This is a genomic window from Corynebacterium sp. ES2794-CONJ1 (genome assembly GCF_025660615.1).
GTDB lineage: Bacteria > Actinomycetota > Actinomycetes > Mycobacteriales > Mycobacteriaceae > Corynebacterium.
Genome location: NZ_JAOTIM010000002.1, coordinates 158767 through 181279 on the forward strand (window position 1 = coordinate 158767; position 22513 = coordinate 181279).

Genomic DNA, 22513 nt, shown 5'->3' on the forward strand with positions numbered 1-22513 from the left:
TATGTACTTTTACTCCCACTCAATAGTTCCAGGGGGCTTGGACGTACAATCGAGCACCACGCGGTTGACGTCCGGAACTTCATTGGTAATCCGGGTGGAAATCTTCTCCACAACGTCATAAGGCAATCGCGTCCAGTCTGCTGTCATGGCATCCTCAGAGGATACTGGGCGCAGCACAATGGGGTGGCCGTAGGTGCGACCGTCACCTTGGACGCCGACAGAGCGGACGTCAGCGAGCAGCACCACGGGGCACTGCCAGATATCAGCATCCAGTCCGGCAGCGCTGAGCTCAGTGCGCACGATCAGATCGGCGGCGCGCAGGATCTCCAAACGTTCCTCGGTGACTTCGCCGATAATGCGGATACCTAATCCAGGGCCTGGGAAGGGCTGCCTATTGACGATCTCTTCAGGCAAACCTAATTCGCGGCCCACTGCGCGCACTTCATCCTTAAAGAGCAGACGCAACGGCTCCACGAGGGAGAATTCAAGATCTTCAGGTAGCCCGCCCACATTGTGGTGGCTCTTGATATTTGCGGTACCAGAACCACCGCCAGATTCGACAACGTCAGGATACAGGGTGCCCTGCACGAGGAAATCTACTGCCGAGCCTTTCGGGGCATCAGCAAGCACATGGCTGACGGCGCGCTCGAATGAGCGAATAAATTCATTGCCGATGGCTTTGCGTTTGGCCTCTGGATCGGTGAGCCCGCTGAGCTTGTGGAGGAAGGCCTCGCGCTCATCAGCGGTCACAAGTGTCGCGCCCGTGGCTGCCACGAAATCTGTTTCTACTTGTTCGCGTTCACCTGCGCGCAACAGACCATGATCAACAAATACGCAAGTCAAACGATCGCCAATGGCGCGCTGCACGAGGGCTGCAGCCACCGCGGAATCAACGCCTCCAGAAAGCCCACAGATAGCGCGACCATATTCGCCGATTTGAGCGCGAACACCCGCTATCAGCTCCTCCGCGATATTGGCTGGGGTCCAGTTCTGCTCCAAACCAGCGATCTCAGTCAAAAATCGCACAAGGACTTCTTGCCCATGGGGTGAGTGCATCACCTCGGGGTGATACTGCACCCCGGCCATGCGCTTTGCCTGACATTCAAACGCTGCCACGGGAGCGCCGGCCGAATGGGCCGTGACCTCGAATCCCTCGGGAGCGTGGGAGACCGCGTCGCCGTGGGACATCCACACCGTGTGTATGCGATCGAGTCCGGCATGTAAAACCCCAGATTCCACGGTGATATCGGTACGGCCATATTCCCGATTACCGGTATTTTCTACCACACCCCCGAGGGCATGGGTCATGGCTTGAAATCCGTAGCAGATCCCGAAGACCGGGATCCCTAATTCCATCAATGCGGGGTCGAGTTTCGGCGCCCCGTCAGCGTACACGGAACTAGGCCCACCAGAGAGCACGAGAGCTGCTGGTTTCTTGGCCTTAATCTCGTCGAGGGTGGCGGTATGGGCGATAACTTCGGAATAAATATTGGCTTCTCGCACACGCCGAGCGATCAGCTGCGCGTATTGGGCCCCGAAATCGATCACGAGAACCGGATGATGCTGTGCTTGGGTTTGATTGCTCACGGTTTCACAGTCTAGCGGTTTCCCCTTCAAGATAAAGAATAAAAGGCGATCCCTTAAGCGCACGAATAGCCTCACTATGGAGGAACCGCTATAGCGTGTGGTCTACTTCCTGCGGATTCGACCACGCCCCGGCAAGAGTCGCCCGCAGTGTTTGGATAGCAGGGTAGGCTTCACGCCCTTCGCGTACTGCTGTGAAAATCACTCGCTGCGGATGACCAGGCAGTGCCTTTAATAGGATATTTGCGGGATAATTATGCAGGACCAGTGACGGTAGAATAGCCACCCCCACCCCTTGTGCGACCAGGTTAAGCTGCAGGAGAGGATCAGGGGACTCTAGAAGGGCGGTGGGCATAAAGCCATGGTTGAGGCAGAAATTGCGCTCCCAGTATCCGGCCACCGAGGATTGAGGATTGAGCAGAAAAGGCACCGGGGCTAATTCTTTGAAATCGCGCACATGCGCGCATCGTTTCGCCCACGGCCCGTGCGTGGGGCACGCAAGGACCATATCTTCGTGGTAGAGATCTTCGCGGTGCATACCGGGCGTGTCTAGGGCTGGCATAAATGGAAGCTCTTCGCCGATGATGACATCGACGTGGGCGCTCAGTAGCTGCGCGATGGCGGCATCGACTTCGTATTGGTGGAATTCCAGTTTGAGGTCAGGGTGTTGGACTGCCATGTCGGTGACAATGGAGGAAATCAGTCCCACCAGGGCTGATTGAAAGCTCGCTATTTTTAGATGCCCCCGGATATCGCGTTGATCTTTTAGGGCCGCGGCTGCTTCATCAGCAAGGGTCAGCATGCGGTGACCATAATCTGCGAGGATTTCTCCACGATCGGTTAGGCGAACTCGCCGTCCCGATTTTTCGATGAGAGTATAACCGACTTCTTTTTCCAGCTGTTTGAGCTGCTGGGACACCGCAGAATGTGTGAGCAGGAGAATCTCTGCGACCTCGCTCATGGTCCCTAGACGGCGTAATTCCACAAGCATGCGCAATCGGTACAAATTAGATGCAATACCGCGTCGAATACGCATGGGCGGACTCCTTGTGGGTTTTATAAGGCGGATTGGAACTGTAATTCTGGGCGGGAATATATAGTTTCGCTCGTACGCGCAGTCGTGGTTTTTTGGGTAATTCTCAGGCAAATCCTGGACAATATAAAAGGAACTCTAACATATCTACTCAAAAAACCGTTGCTAGACTAAACCTTTTGCTATCAGCAACAATATTCCTATGAACGTTCTCCCGCGCCTCCACATCATGGCCCCAGCCGCTCGGCGCCCGCGCCTTAGGCCGCTCTCGCTATCTGGAGCGTGGATCGGGATCACTTTTGTGATCCTTGCGATTATCTCCCTGCAACTCGGTTCCGCATTAGCCACCCAACTCTTTAGCGTTGCTGGCACCTGGGGCACCGCTTTTTACCGCCTCGGCATCGCAGGTACCCTACTTTTGGCAATAACGCGACCAAAAATTCTTAAGTGGAATCGCACCCAGTGGACCCACGTCATCGCCCTCGGAATCGCCCTCAGTTTAATGAATGGATTTTTCTATTCGGGTCTAGCCCGTATTCCCCTTGGCACCGCCGTGACTATAGAGTTTCTCGGACCACTCAGCCTCGCTGCTCTCCTCTCCCGGCGCGCCAAAGATTTTCTTTGGGTGGGTCTTGCCGTTGTAGGTATAGGAATTTTCGGCCTGGAATCCTTCTTTTCCTCCGCCTCCCTCGACGGCCTAGGCCTCGTTTTTATCCTTCTCGCCGCATTCTTTTGGGCGCTTTATATTGTGGCTAGCGCAAAAGTAGGTCAGCATATTAACGGCACTGGCGGTCTTGCGGTCGCTCTTATCATCGGTGCGATCCCTGCCGCACCCCAAGGCCTAGCTAATATTTCAACGGTTGTATCTGAGCCAGTCTTTATTGGCTATGCAATTGCCACCGCTCTCTTGGCTTCTCTTATTCCCTATTCTTTAGAATTCATTGCACTGCGCTCGATCCCATCAGCAACCTTCGGGGTGCTGATGTCCTTAGAACCAGTTGTCGCTGCAATTATGGGATGGCTCTTGCTCAAACAGAATATTAGCGCACTCGGCCTCATCGCCATTGCATGCGTTATCACCGCCTCCATAGGAGCGACCCGAACGACCAAAAAGCCGCGCGTCGTCGACGATCAACCCGAAGAACCTATCCATGCTAGGAAAACACCAGCATAAAAGCTCACTCGGGCACTCTACGGTCGTAGAAAAAGCGCCGCCCCTTTTTCTCTAGGTCTTTAGGGCGGCGCTAAGATCGTTTCAATCTCTTCGATATTTTTTTCGCATGGGCTGCTCTTAGACAGCGAGTTCTACCTTCTGGAAACTCTTCAAATCGGCGTAGCCGCATTTCGCCATAGCTCGCTTAAGTCCCCCGACAAGATTTTGCGTGCCCAGTACATCCGTTGTGGGTCCTTGCAAAATCTGCTCCAAACTTGGCCGATCAGCGCCCTCTAAAGGCATGGGCAATTCAATAATCCCGCGCGGGAAACGAGGATGAGCTGCCACTGAAGGCCAGAAGAAGCCGTGACCTGCTGCCTCTTGGGCGGGGGCCAATAACGATCCCAGCATGACGGCATCGGCCCCACAGGCGATCGCGGTGACCATCGTACCCGAGGAATAAATATCCCCCGCGGCAATAATATGGACATACCGGCCACCAGTCTCATCAAGATAGTCGCGCCGGGCCGCAGCCACATCAGCAATAGCGGTGGCCATCGGTGGCTGGATACCTAAGGATTCCCAGTTCGTCGTTACCCCTGAACCCACGATCACACCGACTGCCCCAGTGCGCATCAGGTGTAAGGCAGTGGAATACTCAGATACTCCACCCACGATCACAGGAATATCGAGCGAGGAAATAAATTCCTTCAAATTTAACGGTTCCCCGCCACGGGCCACATGTTCAGCGGAGATGATCGTACCTTGGATAAAAAGCAGATCCGCACCAGCCTCAATAATGGTGGGGGCCAACTCCCGAGCATGTTGCGGAGAAACCCGCACTGCCACAGTGGCACCAGCATCGCGAATTTCCTTGATGCGCTGACTCAATAATCCTTTGCGAAGGGGAGCCTGATGGAGCTTTTGCAACACCGATACAGAGGTGCCACATCCGAAGCCTTCTTCGGCTTCAGCGGCTGCAATGAGCTCGCCTAGTACCGCGTCGATGTCTTCGTGTCGGCCTAATATTCCCTCCGCATTGATAACTCCCATACCGCCGAGGCGATCGAGTTCAATAGCAAATTCAGGGCTCGCGAGCGCATCGGTAGGCTGGTTGATAATCGGCACATCAAAGCTATAGGCATCAATATTCCAACTGGTATCCACATCTTGAGATGAGCGGGTGCGCCTTGAGGGCACAACCTTGATCTCTTCGAGTTGGTAGGTGCGGCGGGCTTCCCGGCCGATTCCAATTTCCACATATTCGCGCATGCGCTCACTCTTTCTCGCTCATCACAATAAAGACCTCGCTATTTTAGCACTGGCTTAGAAAGCTAGGGCTGAAAGGGATTTAGTGATAGTTGGGGGCCTCAACGGTTTGCTGAATATGGTGAGGATGCGATTCCTTGAGCCCCGCTGAGGTGATCTGAACAAATCGAGCTCGGTGCAGATCGCTAATCGACGCCGACCCGGTATAGCCCATCGCGGCACGCAAACCGCCAACTAATTGGTGCGCAATCGATTCGATTGGCCCGCGGAAAGGAACCTGACCTTCGATGCCTTCGGGCACCAATTTATCTTCACTCTTAACATCGGCTTGGAAATAACGATCCTTGGAGAAGGAACGCTTCTCGCCACTGAGGCCACGACCCTGCATCGCCCCCATGGAGCCCATACCACGGTAGCGCTTATATTGCTTGCCCCCTACAACCACCACATCGCCTGGTGATTCCAAGGTGCCTGCGAGCATCGATCCCAACATCACACTGCTGGCGCCAGCTGCAAGAGCCTTAGCAATATCGCCGGAGAACTGCATGCCGCCATCGGCGATAATAGGGACTCCAGCTTTATGCGCTGGAACTGAGGCCTCCATAATCGCGGTAATCTGCGGGGCGCCCACTCCAGCCACCACCCGCGTTGTACAGATGGAGCCAGGGCCGATGCCTACTTTGATGCCATCGGCGCCCGCATCGATCATCGCTTGCGCAGCCTGACGGGTGGCTAGGTTGCCACCAATAACGTCAACGTTTTCACCGAAGGTTTGCTTTACTCGGCTCACCATCTCCAGCACGCCGCGGGAGTGCGCATGGGCGGAATCAACGACAAGCACATCGACGCCGGCGTCGACAAGCGCTCCTGCACGTTCGAAGGATTCCTCGCCCACACCGATACCAGCACCGACAAGCAAACGCCCTGATCCGTCTTTGGCAGCATTGGGGTGTTGCTCAGTTTTTACAAAATCTTTCACCGTAATCAGTCCGGTGAGCTTGCCAGCAGGATCAACGATGGGAAGTTTCTCCACCTTGTGCTTGCTCAGCAATTCCAAGGCCTCGTCCTTGCTCACCCCCTCGGGTGCCACAAAGAGTGGCATAGGCGTCATCACGTCGCCCACCTTACGGGAATAATCGCGTTGGAAGCGGATATCGCGGTTGGTGCAAATGCCCACCAAAATGCCTTGTTCGTCGACTACAGGGAGACCTGAAATGCGAAATTTTGCGCACATCGCATCTACTTCGGCGATCGTCATATCGGGCGTGCAGGTAACAGGATCGGTGATCATGCCCGATTCGGAGCGCTTGACAATTTCCACATGGCTGGCTTGATCCTCGATAGAGAGGTTTCGGTGCAAAATACCCAGCCCGCCCTCACGCGCCATGGCAATGGCCATCCGCGATTCAGTGACGGTATCCATAGCGGCGGAAATAATAGGGATATTGAGTTCAATATTGCGGCTCAACCTCGTCGTGGTGGATACCTCCGAAGGAATTACGTCGGATGCATCCGGCAGGAGCAAAACATCATCGAAGGTAAGCCCCACCAAAGCCACCTTATTGGGATCATCGCCACCGGTTGATACGCGCTGAGTCATAGATATTGTCCTCCTGAGGAACGTGAAAAGGAATATGCGTGAAAATTATAGAGAAGGTTCGCACTGCACAGATATAGCTTGAGCGGCTGCACGAGATGATCCTCGCGCACACTCACAACTAATCAGCTTGCTACTAGCGTAGCGCTTTATACAAACAGGGAGGAAACCCTTGGCCTTATATAAACTTCTCTGTCCTCCACGAGTTCTTCTGATTACTGGAACGTTGCCGCGAAATTGGAAGGAGATAATGGTGAAGCCCCATTAAGATTTGTGCCTTGTAGCGCAGCACCCTAGGGTTTAAAGAGTGAGTGAATACTGGAATATGCCCCGCGACCCATTCGCTGACGACCCCTTCGACCCTGCATCCTTTCTAACCGAAGACGACGAAGCTATTGAGCTGAGTGAGGATGAGAGAATCCTGTTGCAGCGCGAACTCGATATGGTAAAGAAATTTCGCCTTATTTTAGAGCCCACCGGACTCAAGGGTTTAGTATTTTTCTGCGATCACTGTGACGACGAGCATTTTTGCACATGGGATATTGTTGAGGGCAATATGCGATCCACTCTGGCCGGCGAGCTGGCACCCATGCACGAACCCTGCTTATATCCGGATCAAGACGCCTACGTATCGTGGGAATATTGTACTGGCTACCTCGATGGGATGCACCGAGCTGGCCGTCATTCCTAAAAACCGTCATTTTTCACATCCGGTTCAGCTAGCACCGTGACACTAGCACCTGCTATTTTTTCGCACATCGAGACGAGGCTAGACAAGGGCTGAGAGCGCGGGCTTCAAACGGTTCTACGGGCGCACATTCTCCGGTATGACCAGTGGCGGCAAAGGCTGTGCCGGCCTAGGCTCCGCTGGTGTATCGGGTTGTGGAACCGTAGACGAGGCAGGATTATCTGCACTAGGCGATGCGCTCCCCTGCGGACTTGGAGTCACCGTGGTAGCGGGAGAATGTGGTTTGACCGAAGGCTCCGGCGTCAGAGTTACGGTAGTGGTGGTGACCTCCGTAACTGGAGGTGGGGTGACCGTAACCGTAACAGTTCTCTTTTCGATATCGATACGCGCCTGCGCGCGATTCGAATCATTTAGACGCTCGACAATGGAACGGGCTTGCTCTAGTAATTGCCGCGCACCTTCGGTGTCACCTAAATTATTGCGAGAATCAACCTCTTCCAAGGTGGAGGCTAGCTCGACCACAGCAGCTTGATCTGTCGTACCGAAAAGCTGCTGGTATAAGCCATACAGCGGGCTAGTCTCGTCGGCATTGAGAATCGTTATTCCACCGCCGGCGATGATAAGAGTTGCAGCTGCCGCTCCCACCAAACCGGAGGCAATACGGCCAAACTTGTAGCGACGATGACCGAGATCAATGACCTCCGCGGAAGTTTCCTCTGCGAGAGCGGAATCCACCTCAGGGGCAAAAAGATGAGTCGAAATCGGTGGGAAGACGCTAGTGGGATCATCCTGAGCGGGAATTACGCCCAGTTCGCGGACGCTGGGAGCTCGTGGGATATCGCGGTAGATCTCTTCACGGAATGCGAGGAGGTTGCCAGCCAAGTCATCGGTACCATTAGAGGGATCAACGCCTGAAGAAATCGCGTCCACGAATTCATCAGTGGCGCGCAACTCAGTGAAATTCACGTCGCTTGCGCCCGATTGGTCGCCGCGATGACGTCGGGATGTCATTTAGATCGTCTCCTGCTCAATGGCTTTACGCAGAGTCGCAAGCGCGCGGTGTTGCGCGACACGAACTGCACCTGGGGTGCTGCCAATAATTCCAGCGGTTTCCTCCGCTGATAGCCCAACGAAAATTCTCAAAATCAGAATCTCACGCGGCTTCTCACTGAGTAAATCGAGCAATGCCCGCACTCTGTTACTACCTACCTCTAGCAGCGCATATTCCTCTGGAGTTTGGGTATCACAGTGCGTTTCAGGTACCTGCTCTGTGGGATTGGACAGATCCCTGGAATAGCTGCGGTGCGCATCGGCAACCTTGTGAGAAGCAATTCCATAGACAAATGCCATAAAGGGACGACCCTGATCGACGTAGGTGGTCATTGATTTCACTACCGCCAGCAGGATCTCTTGGCAAACATCCTCTGGAGTAGGTTGGCGTCCCCCGGTAAGGCGGGCACGGGTATAGCGCAGAACGAGGGGGTGGACAATCTTGAGCACGCGATCTAAGGCCCGAGTATCGCCAGCGGCGGCTAGGGGAACAAGTTCCGCTAGAGCTGCTTCAGTATCACTCATAGTGTTTGTGTGGCCTTCGGGTCGGAGAGAGGAAGAAAACTAATACATGGTTGACGATCTGCTTCCCTATGGTACCCAGTCTAGATTGCTACTTGGGGTTTGTGAAAAATGTGCGAACCACCTTCTCGCCTTGTCACCACCACGACGGCCTTCGGCAGATGGAACCTTAAGCGCCATAGGTTAGTCCAATTTTCCAATAAGATAGAAAGGAGACGCTTAACCTATGAATCCATTCACAGCCGAAACCAAGACTAAGATTCAGCATCGACCAATCGCTAACGAATGGGAGTGGCAGCATCTAGGCTCTTGTCACGAATTTACTGCCAAGTATTTTTTCAATCCCGAATACGAGCGCGGTGTCGCTAAAAAAGAACGGGAACAGCGAGCTAAAGCCATCTGCGCCCACTGCCCAGTACTTGCGCATTGCCGCGATTTCGCTTTAACTCAAGCCGAGCCCTATGGGATTTGGGGAGGGATGAATGCGGAGGAACGAATGCGCTATCTACTCAGTCACAGGAACAAAGAAGAGGAGCTAGTACCATAAGGGGGACCCTCGTGATTACTAGCTCCACTCGATGTTAACTCTCCTAGTGGCTATGTCCTCCGGAAGGGGTGGACTCAGCAGGCTTTTCCACTATAGAAGCCTCAGTAGTGAGCACCATTCGTGCTACGGACGTAGCATTTACCACTGCGGAATGTGTGACCTTTACAGGGTCAATAATTCCCTGTGCCAGAAGGTCCCCGTACTCCAGGGTCGCGGCGTTGAAGCCGTAGCCATTATCCATCTCAGCGGTGCGCGAGACTACAACGGCACCGTCAAGGCCAGCGTTCTCGGCAATCCAAAAAGCGGGCTTGACCAGAGCATGAGCTAAAGCCATGACACCTACTTTTTCATCACCCTCAAAGTCGTTGGCGTAGGCCTTGAGATCTTGGGCAATCTGCACGAGTACTGAGCCGCCACCGGCGATAACGCCTTCTTGAACAGCAGCGCGGGCGGCGTTAATAGCGTCCTCAACGCGCAGTTTACGCTCGGAAACTTCGGTCTCGGTTGCAGCACCCACGCGAACCACGGCTACGCCACCGGAGAGCTTTGCCAAGCGCTCCTCGGCTTTTTCACGGTCCCAGGTGGATTCGGTTTGGGCGATTTCGCGGCGAATCTGCTCGCGCCGACTCTCCAGTTCTTCGCTGGTTCCCTTACCATCAACAATGATGGTTTCGTCCTTGGTTACCGTGATCCTACGGGCATAGCCTAAGACGTCGAGACCAGAATCCTTTAAGGTCACACCCACCTCTGGATCGATGACCGTTGCGGCTGTCACGACGGCGAGGTCGTCCATGAAGGCTTTGCGTCGCTCTCCGAAATACGGCGATTTTACAGCTACAGCTTGTAGCGTCTTCCGAATAGAGTTCACAACCAAAGCTTGCAGAGCCTCACCTTCAACATCTTCGGCGATAATCAGCACCGGCCGGGAAGCCTCTGCAATCTTCTCCAACAGGGGCAAGAAATCAGGTAGTGAGGAGATCTTATTACGAACCAGAAGGACATAGGTATCCTCCAGAATCGCCTGTTGGGCATCGATATCTGTGATGAAATAGGGCGATAGGTAGCCCTTTTCGAAAGATACACCCTCAGTGACGTCGAGATAGGACTCGATTGACTGGGATTCTTCCACCGAGACGACGCCATCCTTGCCCACTTTTTCCATAGCGGCTGCGACCATATCGCCCACCTCTTCATCGCGAGAGGAGACGGTTGCCACATTAGCTATATCACTGGAGCTTGAGACTTCGGCAGCGCGCTCAAGAAGTTGCTCCACAACGCGCTGCGCACCGCGCTCGATGCCCCTATTCAACTCGATAGGGTTGGCGCCAGCCGCTACGTTACGCAAACCCTCCGTAATGAGAGCTTGAGCTAAAAGCGTGGCGGTAGTTGTGCCGTCACCAGCGATATCATTGGTTTTCACCGCAACCGATTTAACGAGCTGAGCACCTAGGTTCTCAAAAGGTTCTGCGATGTCGATGTCGCGTGCGATGGTGACACCATCGTTGGTGACGGTTGGCGAACCAAAGGCTTTATCTAATACGACATTGCGCCCGCGGGGACCCAGCGTCACCTTCACTGCGTTTGCTAGTGCGTCAACGCCTCTGAGAAGGCCCTCGCGTGCCTCTTGGTCGAATGCAATGAGCTTTGCCATAAGTTTCTAACCTTCGTCTTTTTAAGGTGATGCTTAGTTCTCGATGATGGCAAGAACGTCGCGGGAGTTGAGCAGGAGGTATTCCACACCGTCGTACTTCAGCTCAGTTCCGCCGTACTTGGAGAAGACAACAGTATCGCCTTCCTTGATATCCATTGGGACGCGGTCGGCGCCATCGAGGCGGCCCGGACCAGCGGCGATAACGACACCCTCTTGTGGCTTCTCCTTAGCGGAATCAGGGATGACCAAGCCCGAAGCGGTAGTGGTTTCAGCTTCCTTGATCTGGATCAGAATACGGTCTTCCAGTGGCTTAATATTCACTGCCATGAGAATCTCCCTCGTTCAACTATCAATATTGTTTGTGTCTTGGGGTGCTTTAAAAAAGCAGCCACTTGGCACTCTACCCTCCCAAGTGCTAACCCTTCAAGCTCTTCACACTCGTGAACGCTGACAGCGAACGCTCACCTTATTGCGCTCTCCTTTGCTACCGCGCCAGGAGTGGAATCTCCACCTCAAGGGAGGTATCAGTGCCTACAGTCCACGCTGAGGGCGAAGCAGATTCTACAATCAACTGGCAAGCAAGAGCCGCGATCATCAATCCATTATCAGTACATAATTCGAAGCGCGGAACCCGGAGAGTTATTCCAGCTGATTGACAGCGCTGCGCCGTCAGTTCTCGCAATCTGGAGTTGGCTGCAACCCCGCCACCAAGAAGCAGTACCTCGGCACCAGTTTCCTTGCACGCACGAATAGCTTTAGCGCTTAGAACATCACACACAGCTTCCTGGAACGATGCACAAATATCGGGAATGCTAACCATTCGGTCCTCGCGCTCGGCCTGCTCAACATAGCGCGCCACCGCGGTTTTTAGACCCGAAAAACTGAAATCAAAACGGTGTGGGCCGGTGTGATCGGAGGCCTTATTAAGAGCTCGCGGAAATGCAATAGCGGTGTTATTACCGGTACGCGCTAGTGTGTCAATGACCGGTCCTCCTGGGTAGCCGAGTCCGAGCAAGCGGGCGACCTTGTCATACGCTTCTCCAGCAGCGTCGTCTAAAGTGCTGCCCAACTCCCGCATCGGCTTGCCCACTTTCTCCACTTCCAACAGCTGGGTGTGTCCACCTGACACGAGGAGAGCTACTGCGTGCGGTAAATCGTCGCCTTCCAGATTGGCCACCGCCACGTGCCCACCTAGGTGATTAACCCCGTAAAATGGCACCCCCCACGCAGCGGCGTAGGCTTTGGCAGCAGAAGCTCCCACCAAAAGTGCGCCAGCGAGTCCAGGTCCCACCGTAGCGGCTACCGCGTCGGGTCGGCTGATCCCAGCTTCCGCTAAAGCTTGACGCATCACCGGTTGCATAGCTTCTAAATGCGCACGAGAAGCAATCTCGGGCACGACCCCGCCGAAGCGGGCATGCTCCTGCATGGATGACGCCACCGCATTAGCCAAGATGGTCATGCTGTGATCCTCGCCCAATTCAATAATGCCCACGCCGGTTTCATCGCAGGAAGATTCAATACCTAAAACGATCATGATTGTTCATCCTTTTTCTTCTCCCGCACCATGGTAAATGCATCCGCACCGGAAGGTTGATAGTAGTTTTTACGCACCCCAATTTTCACAAAACCAAAACCTTCATACAGCGATATGGCTGGAATATTGTCGCAGCGAACCTCGAGGAAAATGGGGGCATTTAAGGTTTCGGCGAGATAGACAACATTCTCCATCAAAAGCTTGGCCGCGCCCCGCCGCTGAAAGTGGGGATCTACCCCGATGGTGCGAATCTCAGCCTCGTAGGCACCTGGAGTGCCAAGAAAGGCCAACCCCACGTAGCCTAGAAGCTTTTCTGGTCGCTGCGGATCAACCACGGCGAGATAGCTGGTGAACTCCTGAGCTAGTTCAGCGCGAAAATCCGCTTCAGTCCACGGACTGTCTGTTGGAAACAGTTCTCTTTCCAACTCCACGAGGCGGTCAATATCACCTGAGTATACTTCTCTAAGCTGCACAGATTATTCCGATTCTTAGTGTCCTGGCTGGGTATGGACCATCATATGCGCTTAAAATGTGGCGAAAGAGCTTTCGATAGCGGCACTTTTTTAGGCTCCTTAGCGTCGGGGCGCCGAAGATATAATGGGACCAGCGGCGCTGTCCTGACAGCACCAGATGGCTCTAATCCACTCAGGTCTGCTTGGGCCACCAGATCACGTGCGCCTGCATGGAGATGCACACGGGTGACGCCCTTATAGGCAGCGTTTAAGTGCGGTGCAATGTTCTCAGGGATTGAGAGCAGGTCAATATCTGTGAAACCAAGATCAGATTCCGGCTGTGGCTGCCCTAATTGCTCGGGGCGGCATACCTCTGGGCCCGCTACTGTCTGAATACGCCCCTCCAGGAGGCGGAAAGATGACCAATAAATTTCTTTACGGCGCGCGTCCGTGGCCACCACGATACGCGCAGCAGAGGGGTATTGAGAGAACAGTCGATGAGCCAGGGCCTCATGGCTGGGTACCCCAATTGCTGGAATTCCTAAGGCATCAGCGTAGGCTTGGGCGGTCGCCATTCCTACCCTCAAGCCCGTGAAGGGGCCCGGCCCAGTTCCTGTCACAATGACGTCGAGATCAGCAAAGCTTAAGTCTGCCTCATCTAAAACCTCGAGAGTAGTGGGAACCAGCATCTCATTGTGGGCGCGGGCATCATCAACAATGCGTTCGCTTATCAGAGCTTTTGGCACACCTGATTGATCGGTGCGCACTACTCCCACAACGAGGTTCTCGGTCGCGGTATCTATTGCTAGTACTAACACCAGACTAAGGGTAGTCACCCCCATCGCAGGATGCGAGCCTGTGCCCATTTCACGACAAAAGCCCCAGCTTCCTCTAACAGAGCTGGGGCCACAGGACTAAAATAATATAGTCTCCGAGGTTATTGCGCCGCGATAGTCCACGCGCCAGCAGGACTCTTAACTAATGGGATCATCGCTTGGGCCTGGAATGGTTGGGTCGCTACTTGGCAAAGATCAACAAGGTCGCGGTCAAGACGCTCGGTGCGAATCTCGCCCAGCTGAGAACCCACAAGCATATAGTTGTAGCCCTCCTTGATGGGGCGGCGCGGAAGACCTTGGAGCTCGGACTCGTCTACATTGAATTTTTCAGCAACAGAGGAACGGCTTTCCCCTGGGCATACAATGGCTGCCACTTGGTAGTCCGAACCGTAAACATCATAAGGAGAAATGCCGGTGACGGTAAGACCTGCAGCATCCACAGTCTTGACGGCTTTTTCCAAGGGGCCAACTTGCTCCGTTGCAGCATGGCTGACATAGCTTGCTGTAATAATGCCGGCAAAACCAATGACGATCATCGCAATAGCGACAGCAATAATATTGCGGATAGTTGCAGTCATTTCCATAATGTTCTCGATTATCTCCTGTATACATGCGGTTAGTGCCCCACCGAAGTGGTCTCAGCTCATTGTATTCTACCTACGCGGTGATAGCGCGAACGAAACTCACCCCTAAAAACGACCGTTGGCTCTGCGGCTAGCTGTGGCTCAGTGGCTAGCACTGCACCTAACCAACCATATGCCACCGTATATAGCGAGCTTGAGAGGTGGGATCTTCTACCACGGCGGTCTCGCGATCAAATGAAATAAAGAGATAGCTATCAGCCAATTGCTCAATAAGACCGCCGCCCCATTCGGCCACCACCACAGCCTGATCCAATTCAGTATCTAGATCAAGGGAATCTAGGGCCCCTTGAGCATCCACAGCATGAGGATCCTCACCGAGTAATCGGTAAGCATCAACGTGGATCAAAGTAGGCCCGCCAATTAGCGATCGATGTTCTCTCGCGATGACGAAGGTGGGGCTCGTAATACGGCCCTTTACCTGCATACCACGAGCAAGACCTTGGGTAAACGTCGTCTTCCCGGCACCCAATGGGCCGTCGAGAATAATGACGTCGCCCGCCTCTGCCGCAGCACCGAGTTGCGCAGCGAACTCCTGGGTATCAGCTGCAGTTTCCAGGCGGATATTCCCTGATTGGGGAAAAGTCTTGAGCATTCTTTTAATCTCCTTCGATAGTCACCTTCAACCGGTTATTACTTAGGAACTCGCTTCCCGATAAAGGCGGCTCGTTCGACCCGTTGGACTGCAGATCACTTCGTAATTTATCGTTCCCCACTGCTCAGCCACGTGGTCAACATCGAGAGTATCGGAACCAAACAAAACTGCTGTATCCCCTACAGCTACCCTGTGTTCATTACCGCCAAGATCAATGATGAACTGATCCATGCAAATGCGTCCAATATTCGGGTAAAGGCGGCCATTGATATCTACCTCTAGGCTGCCTTGTAGCCGGCGCGGCAAGCCATCAGCGTACCCAATGGGAATAACTGCGATATAACCATCGGCAGGGGCATGCCACGTATGGGAATAACTCACTCCCTCTCCACGGCTCACCGGTTTAACCACGGATACTTTGGCCTCCCAGCGCATAGCTGGGCACAGCCGCCATTCCGGCATGGGAAAGGGTTTGGCACCGTAGAGTGCAAGTCCTGGGCGGGCCATATCGAAAAGGCAATCGCTTCGGCTCAGTAGAGCAGCAGAATTCGCGATGTGGTTGGTGCCCAGGGTGAGACCATGAGAGCGCCCCAGCGCGATCGCTTTCCGAAAAGCTGTGACCTGCTCATCATTTAAAGGGTCGTCGGGGGTGTCGGCGGCAGCCAGGTGACTCATCATCCCAGTGACATCAACACCCTCGGTTTGATGTAATAGCCGCGCCACCTCGGGTATGTGATCAATAGATAGGCCAGAACGATGCATACCGGTATCAACTTTTATGGTTACCCGCACCGTCGACTGGGTATTTCTTACCCCGCGACGAGCCAAGGCTGCGATCGCTTCGGCCGTTTCGATGGAAAAGACAGCAAGATCGATATCATTTTCAATGGCTTCGACAACAGGCCCCTCCGGGGACCATATCCAACTTAAAATGGGCTGGGTGATGCCGGCTCTGCGTAGCTCAAGGGCTTCTTGGATAGTAGCTACCCCGAATTGGTCGGCACCGTTGGCGCTCATGGTGCGAGCAACTTCGATGCCGCCATGATTATAGCCATTGGCCTTGACCACGCACATCAGTTGCCCAGGAGCGACGAGGTCCTTGAGAGTGTGAGTATTATGGGCGATAGCAGCTAGATCAACAACCACCGAATTAAGATCCATGGGATTTATTGTGCCACTTTCCCTATCCCCCAAGCACCTTCTCCACGGCTAGGGCGCCAGAATATTAATGGCAGCAGCACCTCGGTACCCAGAAGGTTCCCCTCTTCTACCCTTGCTTAATTCGTGATCGAGGGCATATATCACCACGCTATGCCAACACAGCGAGCATTTTCGACTACCCTTGACTTCGTGAGCGTAAATTTAACTAAAAAGATTAAAAAATACTCCCGCAGAGGCCCGAACCACGTACTCGTGGGAGATCTCTCTTATGCAGGTTTACCTGGCAAGGTCTATAGCCCAGCCGAGGGTGAAGCTCTACCTGGCATCGCTTTTGGCCATGACTGGCTGAAAAACTCTCGCCACTACCATGCTACCCTCAGGCACCTTGCTAGCTGGGGAATCGTGGTGGTTGCGCCCGATACTGAGACAGGTATCAATCCTGACCACCAAGGTTTCGCGGCCGACTTGGAAACCGCTCTCCAGGTATTAGTGGGCGTTCGTCTCGGGGCCGGAAATATTACCGTTGCTCCTGGGCGCTTGGGTCTTTTCGGTCATGGCATGGGAGCCGGTGCGGCGGTATTAGCAGCCACTGGTCATGAGGATTTAAAGAGTGTGGTGGCAGCGTACCCCGCTCAAGTATCCCCTGCTGCTGAATTGGCGGCGCCACATGTGCCAGCCTCTGGTTTGGTTATCGGTAGTGGCGATTACCCGGGTCTGGATTACGGAAATGCCCCGGCTGTGGCACAAGCGTGGAAGGACTCCTGTCTCTACCGCGAGTGGGAGGATGCTTCACACACCACTTTGCATGAAAATGCTCACTTCCGTCTCTTCTCTAGTTTGGGGAAAGAGGCTAAGAGGCGTGAGAATATCGTCGGTTTTATCACGGGCTATCTGCTGGCCACCCTCAATGAGGATCGTAAGCTCTCAGGTTTTACAGAGCAGGATGCCGAGGCTACAGGTATGAGAACCTTTGATGCTGCGGAATTAAAAGAACGTGCCGATTTAACTGAACCTCGCGGCCTTGAGATGCCATTTTAAAATCGCACCGGCCTGAGGATACTGCGCGCTTTACCCCTTTGGTGGGAGGGCGCGCTTTTTGTTTCATGCTCGGTGTGCGCTGGTAATTCTTGCTGGTGCTGCGCCCGAATTCGGGCGACCTCTGCTGCAGCTTGAACCATACGTTTTTCAAATTCGCTCATTGCTCGAGAGTTCTCTTCTTGGAATTCTGCAATAAAACGGTCATAACCCATACGAGCTACCAAGATCCAGAGCTATGGAGCCCACGGCCTAGCCCCGAGACTTCGCTGTCTGGTTGAAAAACCGTCTCTGCGTTGCCGGGCTGAATAGTAATTGGGGTCTCCGGGTCGACTGTAGCTCGAGGTGAGGCCTCGATAGGTGAACTCGGTTCAGCCATTGGTGGGGTCTGGTGCTGCGAACTAAGCTCCAGCGTTTCTTCTAAAGGACTAGCAGCCACTGGAGTGGCTGCTACTACCTGGTCTGTAGTTGGCAGCGAGTGCTCTATCATATCTGCCAATACCTCAATAATAGTGTGGCTCGCTTGGCAGAAGGCTTGAGCCGCCACCATAGAGCGGTGGAGATTGGCACCGATTGTATTCATGAGGGACACCACCGGTGAATCCAGATTTGCTGCTGAGAGTAAAAGTCCCCCGCTGGAATCGGTGACCACCGGAGGGTCGGGCTGGGAAGAAGATATTTCCATGGCGCCTGGCACATCACCTCCGGGGTGCATAGCCGTATCCACGCTCTCTAAGAGGTGGCCTAGGATTTCTCCCACTTTTTTATCATGCAGAGTGCAGATGCGAATAATCGCGTGCGCACTAGCCTCAATAGCTTCGCGGCCTTGAGTGACTAGGCTTGCGTAGTCGATCGCTTCGCGAGCTAGATCAGTTCGACTGAGGGTATCTGCTAGGGAACTGCTGAAAGTTTCAAAATCCTCCACCACACTGGCGATCCCGTTGATTGCATGCTGGTGGATGATATCTGCTGCGCGCAAAGCCGCCAGAGAGTGCTCGTTGATATGCTGCGCGGCGGTGTCTGCTGCGGATATGCCTCGATAAGCTGCTGTGAGTTGATGGGCGTGTGTAGTCAAGCCACTCGCGCACAGTTCGGTGTTGAGGTGATGATCTATCTGGTCTATCCCAGAATTGAGAGGTTGGGCGATGCGTATTGCCGCAGCTACAACGCTTGCGGGTTGCCAACTCTCCGCCGAATCGAGGCTGAGACCTAGACGCGACTGCACATTGGGAGCAATATTGATTTTGCCATCGCTTGCCGCAATCAATTGGTGGACTGAGACCATAAAGCGCACATAAAAGCTACTCATCATGAGCTCGCAGTTCTCGGGCTATGGTCTCATCAACATCAACGATGGTACAAGTGTGATCATAAAGGGCGTCTAATTGCTCGGCAACCGTGCGACGTGCCGCTATCCGACGCCGCCAGACTTCTTGGTAGTGAGATCGAAGCTTTTCTATTTCGGGGATAAAGTACTCGCCCAAGGCGTGCGGAAGCACATCGTCGACGGGGGCTTCCGGCAGTAAGTCAAGAGCAGAGTGAGCCGAGGTCGCGCGCTGGTGAATGAGGTCTCTGAGCTCGATGCTGAGTTGTAGATCCCTAGGCATATACTCACTATCCCGCTTTCCTTAGAGGAGCTGGGCTCGCGTATACGCTGATGAATATACTGAGCGCCCAGCCGAAAAGAAATATTTGTTGGCTGGAAGATCAGACTGTTCTCATATACGAGCGGTTCCCTGTGTGAGAGATTTTTTTATTCGCTTCCCCACGCGTCCATCCAAGTGCACGCGAGCCCGAGTTTCGTTTGCGGCTCTATCATATCCGAGCGGTTTTAGGAGACCTGGGCGACCACTGTCGCAAGTTGGCCGGCTATGCGTCCGGCGCTTTCCTTCGTGGCAGCTTCGACCATCACCCGGAAAAGCTCCTCCGTACCGGAGGCTCGGAGGAGAACTCGACCAGTGCGCCCGAGCTCGGCTTCCGCTTCAGCGATAGCCGCAATGACCTTGGGATGGTCGGCGATGACGGCCTTATTAGCCACGGGCACATTGATGAGGACTTGTGGCAGGGTTGTCATAACTTGGGCGAGCTCAGCGAGGCTTTTCGATTGCTCCGCCATGCGGCTCATCAAGGCCAAACCGGTTAGTGTGCCATCCCCCGTAGTGCCGTAATCGGGCATGACAATATGGCCGGATTGTTCGCCACCGAGAGAAAAATTACCCTCATTGAGATCCTCGAGAACATAACGATCGCCTACTTGGGTGGTACGTACGGTGATACCGGCATCCTCCATGGCTATCTTTAATCCGAGGTTACTCATGACTGTTGCTACGAGAGTAGATTTCCGTAGTTCGCCGTCTTCTTTCATAGCCAGCGCTAGGATAGCCATGATCTTATCCCCGTCCACCAGGGCGCCCGTGGCATCGACGGCAAGGCATCGATCGGCGTCGCCGTCGTGGGCTAGGCCTAAATCGGCACCGTGTTCGAGCACTGCAGCCTGTACTTTGTCGATATGGGTTGAGCCGCAATTATCGTTAATATTATAGGAATTCGGCTGGTCATAGATGGCGATGACCTCGGCTCCGGCAGCCTGGTAGGCGTGCGGGGTGACCGTTGAGGCGGCTCCATTGGCGCAGTCGACGACCACCTTGAGACCATCGAGGCGCCGTGGCATAGCTTCAGCTAGATGCGCTAAATAGTGCTCTTTTGCATCGACAGCTTCTTCGATCACGCGTCCAATACCATGACCAGTCGGGCCAGATTCTGGCAGGGACTCCATAGTGCGCTCGATAAGATCTTCGACCTCGTCGGGGAGTTTATGCCCTCCTTTGGAGAAGAATTTAATGCCATTATCCGGCATAGGGTTATGGGACGCCGAAATCATCACACCCATATCAGCTCCATAGAATCCGGTGAGGTACGCCACCGCAGGTGTTGGTAAGACACCGACCCGGAGAACGTCTACTCCTCGGCTAGACATGCCGGCAGCAAGAGCAGCAGCCAACATCTCGCCCGAAACCCGGGGGTCGCGCCCGATCACCGCGGTGGGACGACGTTTTGAGGTGCGGTGCTCTGACGTAAGTACTTCTGCTGCTGCTTGGCCTAAACGCAAGGCCATCTGGGCGGTCAGTGATTCGTTGGCGAGCCCGCGGACACCGTCCGTGCCGAAGAGTCGAGTCATAGGTGAAATAACCCCTTTCCAGGTTTGTGCAATCCTTCTCAGGATAGTCGTGAATATAGAAAGTTCGTAGTTAAAAACCGCGATGATTCGATTCTTTAGTCTCTAAACCAAAAAAATATGGCCACGTTGGCGAAGTTTCCGATAGAGCAGAAGCCGCTCTTCTTTGGAGACCAAAGAAGAGCGGCTTGTGTATATCTGTACTGAAATCGAGCAGATATTAACGCTTGGAGTACTGAGGGGCACGACGGGCCTTGTGCAGACCAGCCTTCTTGCGCTCAACAGCACGAGCGTCACGGGTGAGGAAGCCAGCCTTCTTCAGGGCTGCACGATCCTCAGGGTTGTAGATATTGAGCGCACGGGCGATGGCGAGGCGGAATGCGCCTGCCTGACCGGTGGGGCCACCGCCAACAAGGTTGGCGTGAATATCAAACTGACCATCGCGATCGAGCAAGGCCAGTGGAGCCTTGATCAGCTGCTGGTGCAGCTTATTGGGGAAATACTCCTCCAGGGTGCGTCCGTTGCAGATGAACTGGCCGGATCCCACTTGCATACGAACCCGGACGATGGCGCGCTTACGGCGACCAACGGTCTGAATAGGGCCTTCGTGCAAGACGGGAGCAGCAACTTCAGCCTCAGCTTCGGGAGCAACGGCTTCTCCGATGGTGGTGGTGAATTCCTCAGTCGCTGCTTGAGCTGCGGCGAGGTCGGCTGCTGTGGTGTCGTTTAGATTCTGATCGGTCACTGTGCCACCTGCTTAATCTCGAAGGTCTCTGGCTTCTGAGCAGCGTACGTGTGCTCAGGGCCAGCGAAGACGTGAAGCTTCTTTACGGAAGCGCGGGAAAGACGGTTATGTGGCATCATGCCCTGAATGGATTCCTCGACTACGCGCTCCGGGTGCAATTCCAACGAGCGACCCAGGGTCATGGTCTTCAGACCACCTGGGTAACCGGAGTGGCGATAACGGAACTCGCGGTCACGCTTATTAGAAGAAATATGTACCTTGTCAGCGTTGATGATGATCACATGGTCACCACAGTCAACGTTGGGTGCGAACTGAGGCTTGCCTTTGCCGCGGAGTAGGTCGGCTGCGGTAACAGCCAAGCGACCCAGAACCACGTCAGTGGCGTCGATAACATACCACTTGCGGGTTATGTCACCGCCCTTTGGGTGATAAGTAGACACTTATTGACTCCTTTAAAGTCTGTCTAGAACTGCCAGCCAAAAATATGTGCAACTCCAGAGCTGGAAAACGGACACCTTCTACCGCATTAATTCTGTAGAAGTTTCAACCCTCATTTCAGCCCTCATCACTGGCGGCCGGTGGAGACCCAGTGATATAAGCTTTTTCTTCCGCTCCAAGATTTGACGCTACGTGGCGTTTGTCTTAGCGGCGAGAAGACACACAGAGGGCCAATTCTAGCGGACGTTCCACACCTGGCCAAAATCCTGCACCGATACATAAGGCCATAGAGCCCTGTGCTTTGGTGCAGGATTGAGATGGTCAGCAACAGGTTCAGAGCTTCACGCTCGACCCTTGGGCGGAATTCTCCTCGATTGGGCCTACCACAGCTATCGTCATCGGTTCCGCGCGCTTATTAAGAGGATCACTCTCAATCATCAGGGGTTTGTCGGGAGAGATCTTCGTTGGCATTACTTTTTAAGGGCCTCTACCCTGTAACTGACACATCGCGGTTTTAGGACCAGGAGCTTGCGGCTTGCTTATTAACTTCACCCATACGATCATTACCGGAACGTACGGTTTGTGCGATGGTAGCAAGCACGGTATTGAGTTCGGCAGCAGCCTTGTCCCATTGCAGCTGAGCGTGCTGGTAGGCCGCGGCCGAATCGCCTTCCCAGCTAGCAACCATGGGCTGTATCTGAGATTTCAAGGCATCGAGTAAAGCATTGATGCGAGCTGAGGTGGCCTGAATATCGCCTGAGGCCGCTTCGATTTCGCCGAAGCCGTATTTAATCATATCCATTATTT

The 22513-nt window shown here is 54.0% G+C and carries 26 protein-coding genes; 4 read left to right on the forward strand and 22 right to left on the reverse strand.

Features of this window, described 5'->3' with window-relative positions:
- Positions 1–9: 9 nt before the first annotated feature.
- A complete protein-coding gene (gene guaA / locus N7326_RS03075; RefSeq protein ID WP_259077253.1) occupies positions 10–1587 on the reverse strand; it encodes a glutamine-hydrolyzing GMP synthase in 1578 nt (525 codons plus the stop codon).
- Positions 1588–1675: 88 nt separating this feature from the next.
- Positions 1676–2620: a LysR family transcriptional regulator gene (locus N7326_RS03080; RefSeq protein ID WP_259077254.1), complete on the reverse strand. Its 945-nt coding sequence runs from the start codon at positions 2618–2620 to the stop codon at positions 1676–1678.
- A gap of 199 nt (positions 2621–2819) precedes the next feature.
- Between N7326_RS03080 and N7326_RS03085 the strand changes: the two genes are divergently transcribed.
- A complete protein-coding gene (locus N7326_RS03085) occupies positions 2820–3791 on the forward strand; it encodes an EamA family transporter (RefSeq protein WP_259158047.1) in 972 nt (323 codons plus the stop codon).
- A 117-nt stretch (positions 3792–3908) separates the two neighbouring features.
- On the opposite strand, the gene N7326_RS03090 is transcribed toward N7326_RS03085, so the two are convergent.
- Positions 3909–5042, reverse strand: a complete 1134-nt coding sequence (locus tag N7326_RS03090; RefSeq protein ID WP_259289343.1) for a GuaB3 family IMP dehydrogenase-related protein — start codon at positions 5040–5042, stop codon at positions 3909–3911.
- A gap of 79 nt (positions 5043–5121) precedes the next feature.
- A complete protein-coding gene (gene guaB / locus N7326_RS03095; RefSeq protein ID WP_259158044.1) occupies positions 5122–6639 on the reverse strand; it encodes an IMP dehydrogenase in 1518 nt (505 codons plus the stop codon).
- Between the two features lie 322 nt (positions 6640–6961).
- Here guaB and N7326_RS03100 point away from each other — a divergent pair, with 322 nt between their 5' ends.
- Complete coding sequence (locus N7326_RS03100; protein ID WP_396124723.1) at positions 6962–7327, forward strand: DUF5319 domain-containing protein; 366 nt, start codon at positions 6962–6964, stop codon at positions 7325–7327.
- A 114-nt stretch (positions 7328–7441) separates the two neighbouring features.
- On the opposite strand, the gene N7326_RS03105 is transcribed toward N7326_RS03100, so the two are convergent.
- Complete coding sequence (locus tag N7326_RS03105) at positions 7442–8335, reverse strand: hypothetical protein (RefSeq protein ID WP_263088123.1); 894 nt, start codon at positions 8333–8335, stop codon at positions 7442–7444.
- Positions 8336–8899: a sigma-70 family RNA polymerase sigma factor gene (locus N7326_RS03110; protein ID WP_259077260.1), complete on the reverse strand. Its 564-nt coding sequence runs from the start codon at positions 8897–8899 to the stop codon at positions 8336–8338. It lies immediately after the preceding gene.
- A gap of 223 nt (positions 8900–9122) precedes the next feature.
- Between N7326_RS03110 and N7326_RS03115 the strand changes: the two genes are divergently transcribed.
- Positions 9123–9443 (forward strand): WhiB family transcriptional regulator, encoded by a 321-nt coding sequence (locus N7326_RS03115; RefSeq protein WP_259077261.1) that lies wholly within the window; start codon positions 9123–9125, stop codon positions 9441–9443.
- Between the two features lie 43 nt (positions 9444–9486).
- On the opposite strand, the gene groL is transcribed toward N7326_RS03115, so the two are convergent.
- The 8 genes from groL to alr all read right to left on the reverse strand — a co-directional run bounded on the left by groL (position 9487) and on the right by alr (position 16313).
- Positions 9487–11094, reverse strand: coding sequence for a chaperonin GroEL (groL, locus tag N7326_RS03120; protein ID WP_259158036.1), 1608 nt, complete (start codon positions 11092–11094; stop codon positions 9487–9489).
- 33 nt (positions 11095–11127) lie between these two features.
- Entirely contained in the window at positions 11128–11421 is a 294-nt protein-coding gene (gene groES, locus N7326_RS03125; protein ID WP_259077265.1) for a co-chaperone GroES, read from the reverse strand.
- Positions 11422–11578: 157 nt separating this feature from the next.
- On the reverse strand, positions 11579–12628 hold the full coding sequence (gene tsaD / locus N7326_RS03130; RefSeq protein ID WP_259077266.1) for a tRNA (adenosine(37)-N6)-threonylcarbamoyltransferase complex transferase subunit TsaD: 1050 nt from the start codon (positions 12626–12628) through the stop codon (positions 11579–11581).
- Positions 12625–13101 (reverse strand): ribosomal protein S18-alanine N-acetyltransferase, encoded by a 477-nt coding sequence (gene rimI, locus N7326_RS03135; RefSeq protein ID WP_263088124.1) that lies wholly within the window; start codon positions 13099–13101, stop codon positions 12625–12627. The genes tsaD and rimI overlap by 4 nt, the downstream gene beginning before the upstream one ends.
- 41 nt (positions 13102–13142) lie before the next feature.
- Positions 13143–13898 (reverse strand): tRNA (adenosine(37)-N6)-threonylcarbamoyltransferase complex dimerization subunit type 1 TsaB, encoded by a 756-nt coding sequence (tsaB, locus tag N7326_RS03140; RefSeq protein WP_259077270.1) that lies wholly within the window; start codon positions 13896–13898, stop codon positions 13143–13145.
- Between the two features lie 119 nt (positions 13899–14017).
- The gene (locus tag N7326_RS03145) at positions 14018–14494 is read right to left on the reverse strand and encodes a hypothetical protein (protein WP_259077271.1); all 477 of its coding nucleotides are present in this window, start codon (positions 14492–14494) and stop codon (positions 14018–14020) included.
- Between the two features lie 166 nt (positions 14495–14660).
- Positions 14661–15152, reverse strand: coding sequence for a tRNA (adenosine(37)-N6)-threonylcarbamoyltransferase complex ATPase subunit type 1 TsaE (gene tsaE, locus N7326_RS03150; RefSeq protein ID WP_259077276.1), 492 nt, complete (start codon positions 15150–15152; stop codon positions 14661–14663).
- Between the two features lie 42 nt (positions 15153–15194).
- Positions 15195–16313, reverse strand: a complete 1119-nt coding sequence (alr, locus tag N7326_RS03155; protein ID WP_259077278.1) for an alanine racemase — start codon at positions 16311–16313, stop codon at positions 15195–15197.
- A gap of 189 nt (positions 16314–16502) precedes the next feature.
- Between alr and N7326_RS03160 the strand changes: the two genes are divergently transcribed.
- Complete coding sequence (locus N7326_RS03160; protein ID WP_259077279.1) at positions 16503–17351, forward strand: dienelactone hydrolase family protein; 849 nt, start codon at positions 16503–16505, stop codon at positions 17349–17351.
- On the opposite strand, the gene N7326_RS03165 is transcribed toward N7326_RS03160, so the two are convergent.
- From N7326_RS03165 to N7326_RS03200, 8 genes are all read right to left on the reverse strand, one after another.
- Positions 17348–17512: a hypothetical protein gene (locus N7326_RS03165; RefSeq protein WP_259077280.1), complete on the reverse strand. Its 165-nt coding sequence runs from the start codon at positions 17510–17512 to the stop codon at positions 17348–17350. The genes N7326_RS03160 and N7326_RS03165 overlap by 4 nt on opposite strands.
- Positions 17513–17568: 56 nt before the next feature.
- Positions 17569–18660, reverse strand: a complete 1092-nt coding sequence (locus N7326_RS03170; protein WP_259077281.1) for a hypothetical protein — start codon at positions 18658–18660, stop codon at positions 17569–17571.
- A complete protein-coding gene (locus tag N7326_RS03175) occupies positions 18650–18955 on the reverse strand; it encodes a hypothetical protein (protein ID WP_259077282.1) in 306 nt (101 codons plus the stop codon). Before N7326_RS03175 ends, N7326_RS03170 begins: the two co-directional genes overlap by 11 nt.
- A gap of 224 nt (positions 18956–19179) precedes the next feature.
- Complete coding sequence (gene glmM / locus N7326_RS03180; protein ID WP_259158031.1) at positions 19180–20526, reverse strand: phosphoglucosamine mutase; 1347 nt, start codon at positions 20524–20526, stop codon at positions 19180–19182.
- Positions 20527–20743: 217 nt separating this feature from the next.
- A complete protein-coding gene (gene rpsI / locus N7326_RS03185; RefSeq protein ID WP_259077286.1) occupies positions 20744–21268 on the reverse strand; it encodes a 30S ribosomal protein S9 in 525 nt (174 codons plus the stop codon).
- Complete coding sequence (gene rplM / locus N7326_RS03190; RefSeq protein ID WP_259077288.1) at positions 21265–21708, reverse strand: 50S ribosomal protein L13; 444 nt, start codon at positions 21706–21708, stop codon at positions 21265–21267. The genes rpsI and rplM overlap by 4 nt, the downstream gene beginning before the upstream one ends.
- Positions 21709–22039: 331 nt before the next feature.
- On the reverse strand, positions 22040–22177 hold the full coding sequence (locus tag N7326_RS03195; protein WP_259077289.1) for a hypothetical protein: 138 nt from the start codon (positions 22175–22177) through the stop codon (positions 22040–22042).
- A 43-nt stretch (positions 22178–22220) separates the two neighbouring features.
- Complete coding sequence (locus N7326_RS03200; protein ID WP_259077291.1) at positions 22221–22508, reverse strand: WXG100 family type VII secretion target; 288 nt, start codon at positions 22506–22508, stop codon at positions 22221–22223.
- Positions 22509–22513: the final 5 nt, after the last annotated feature.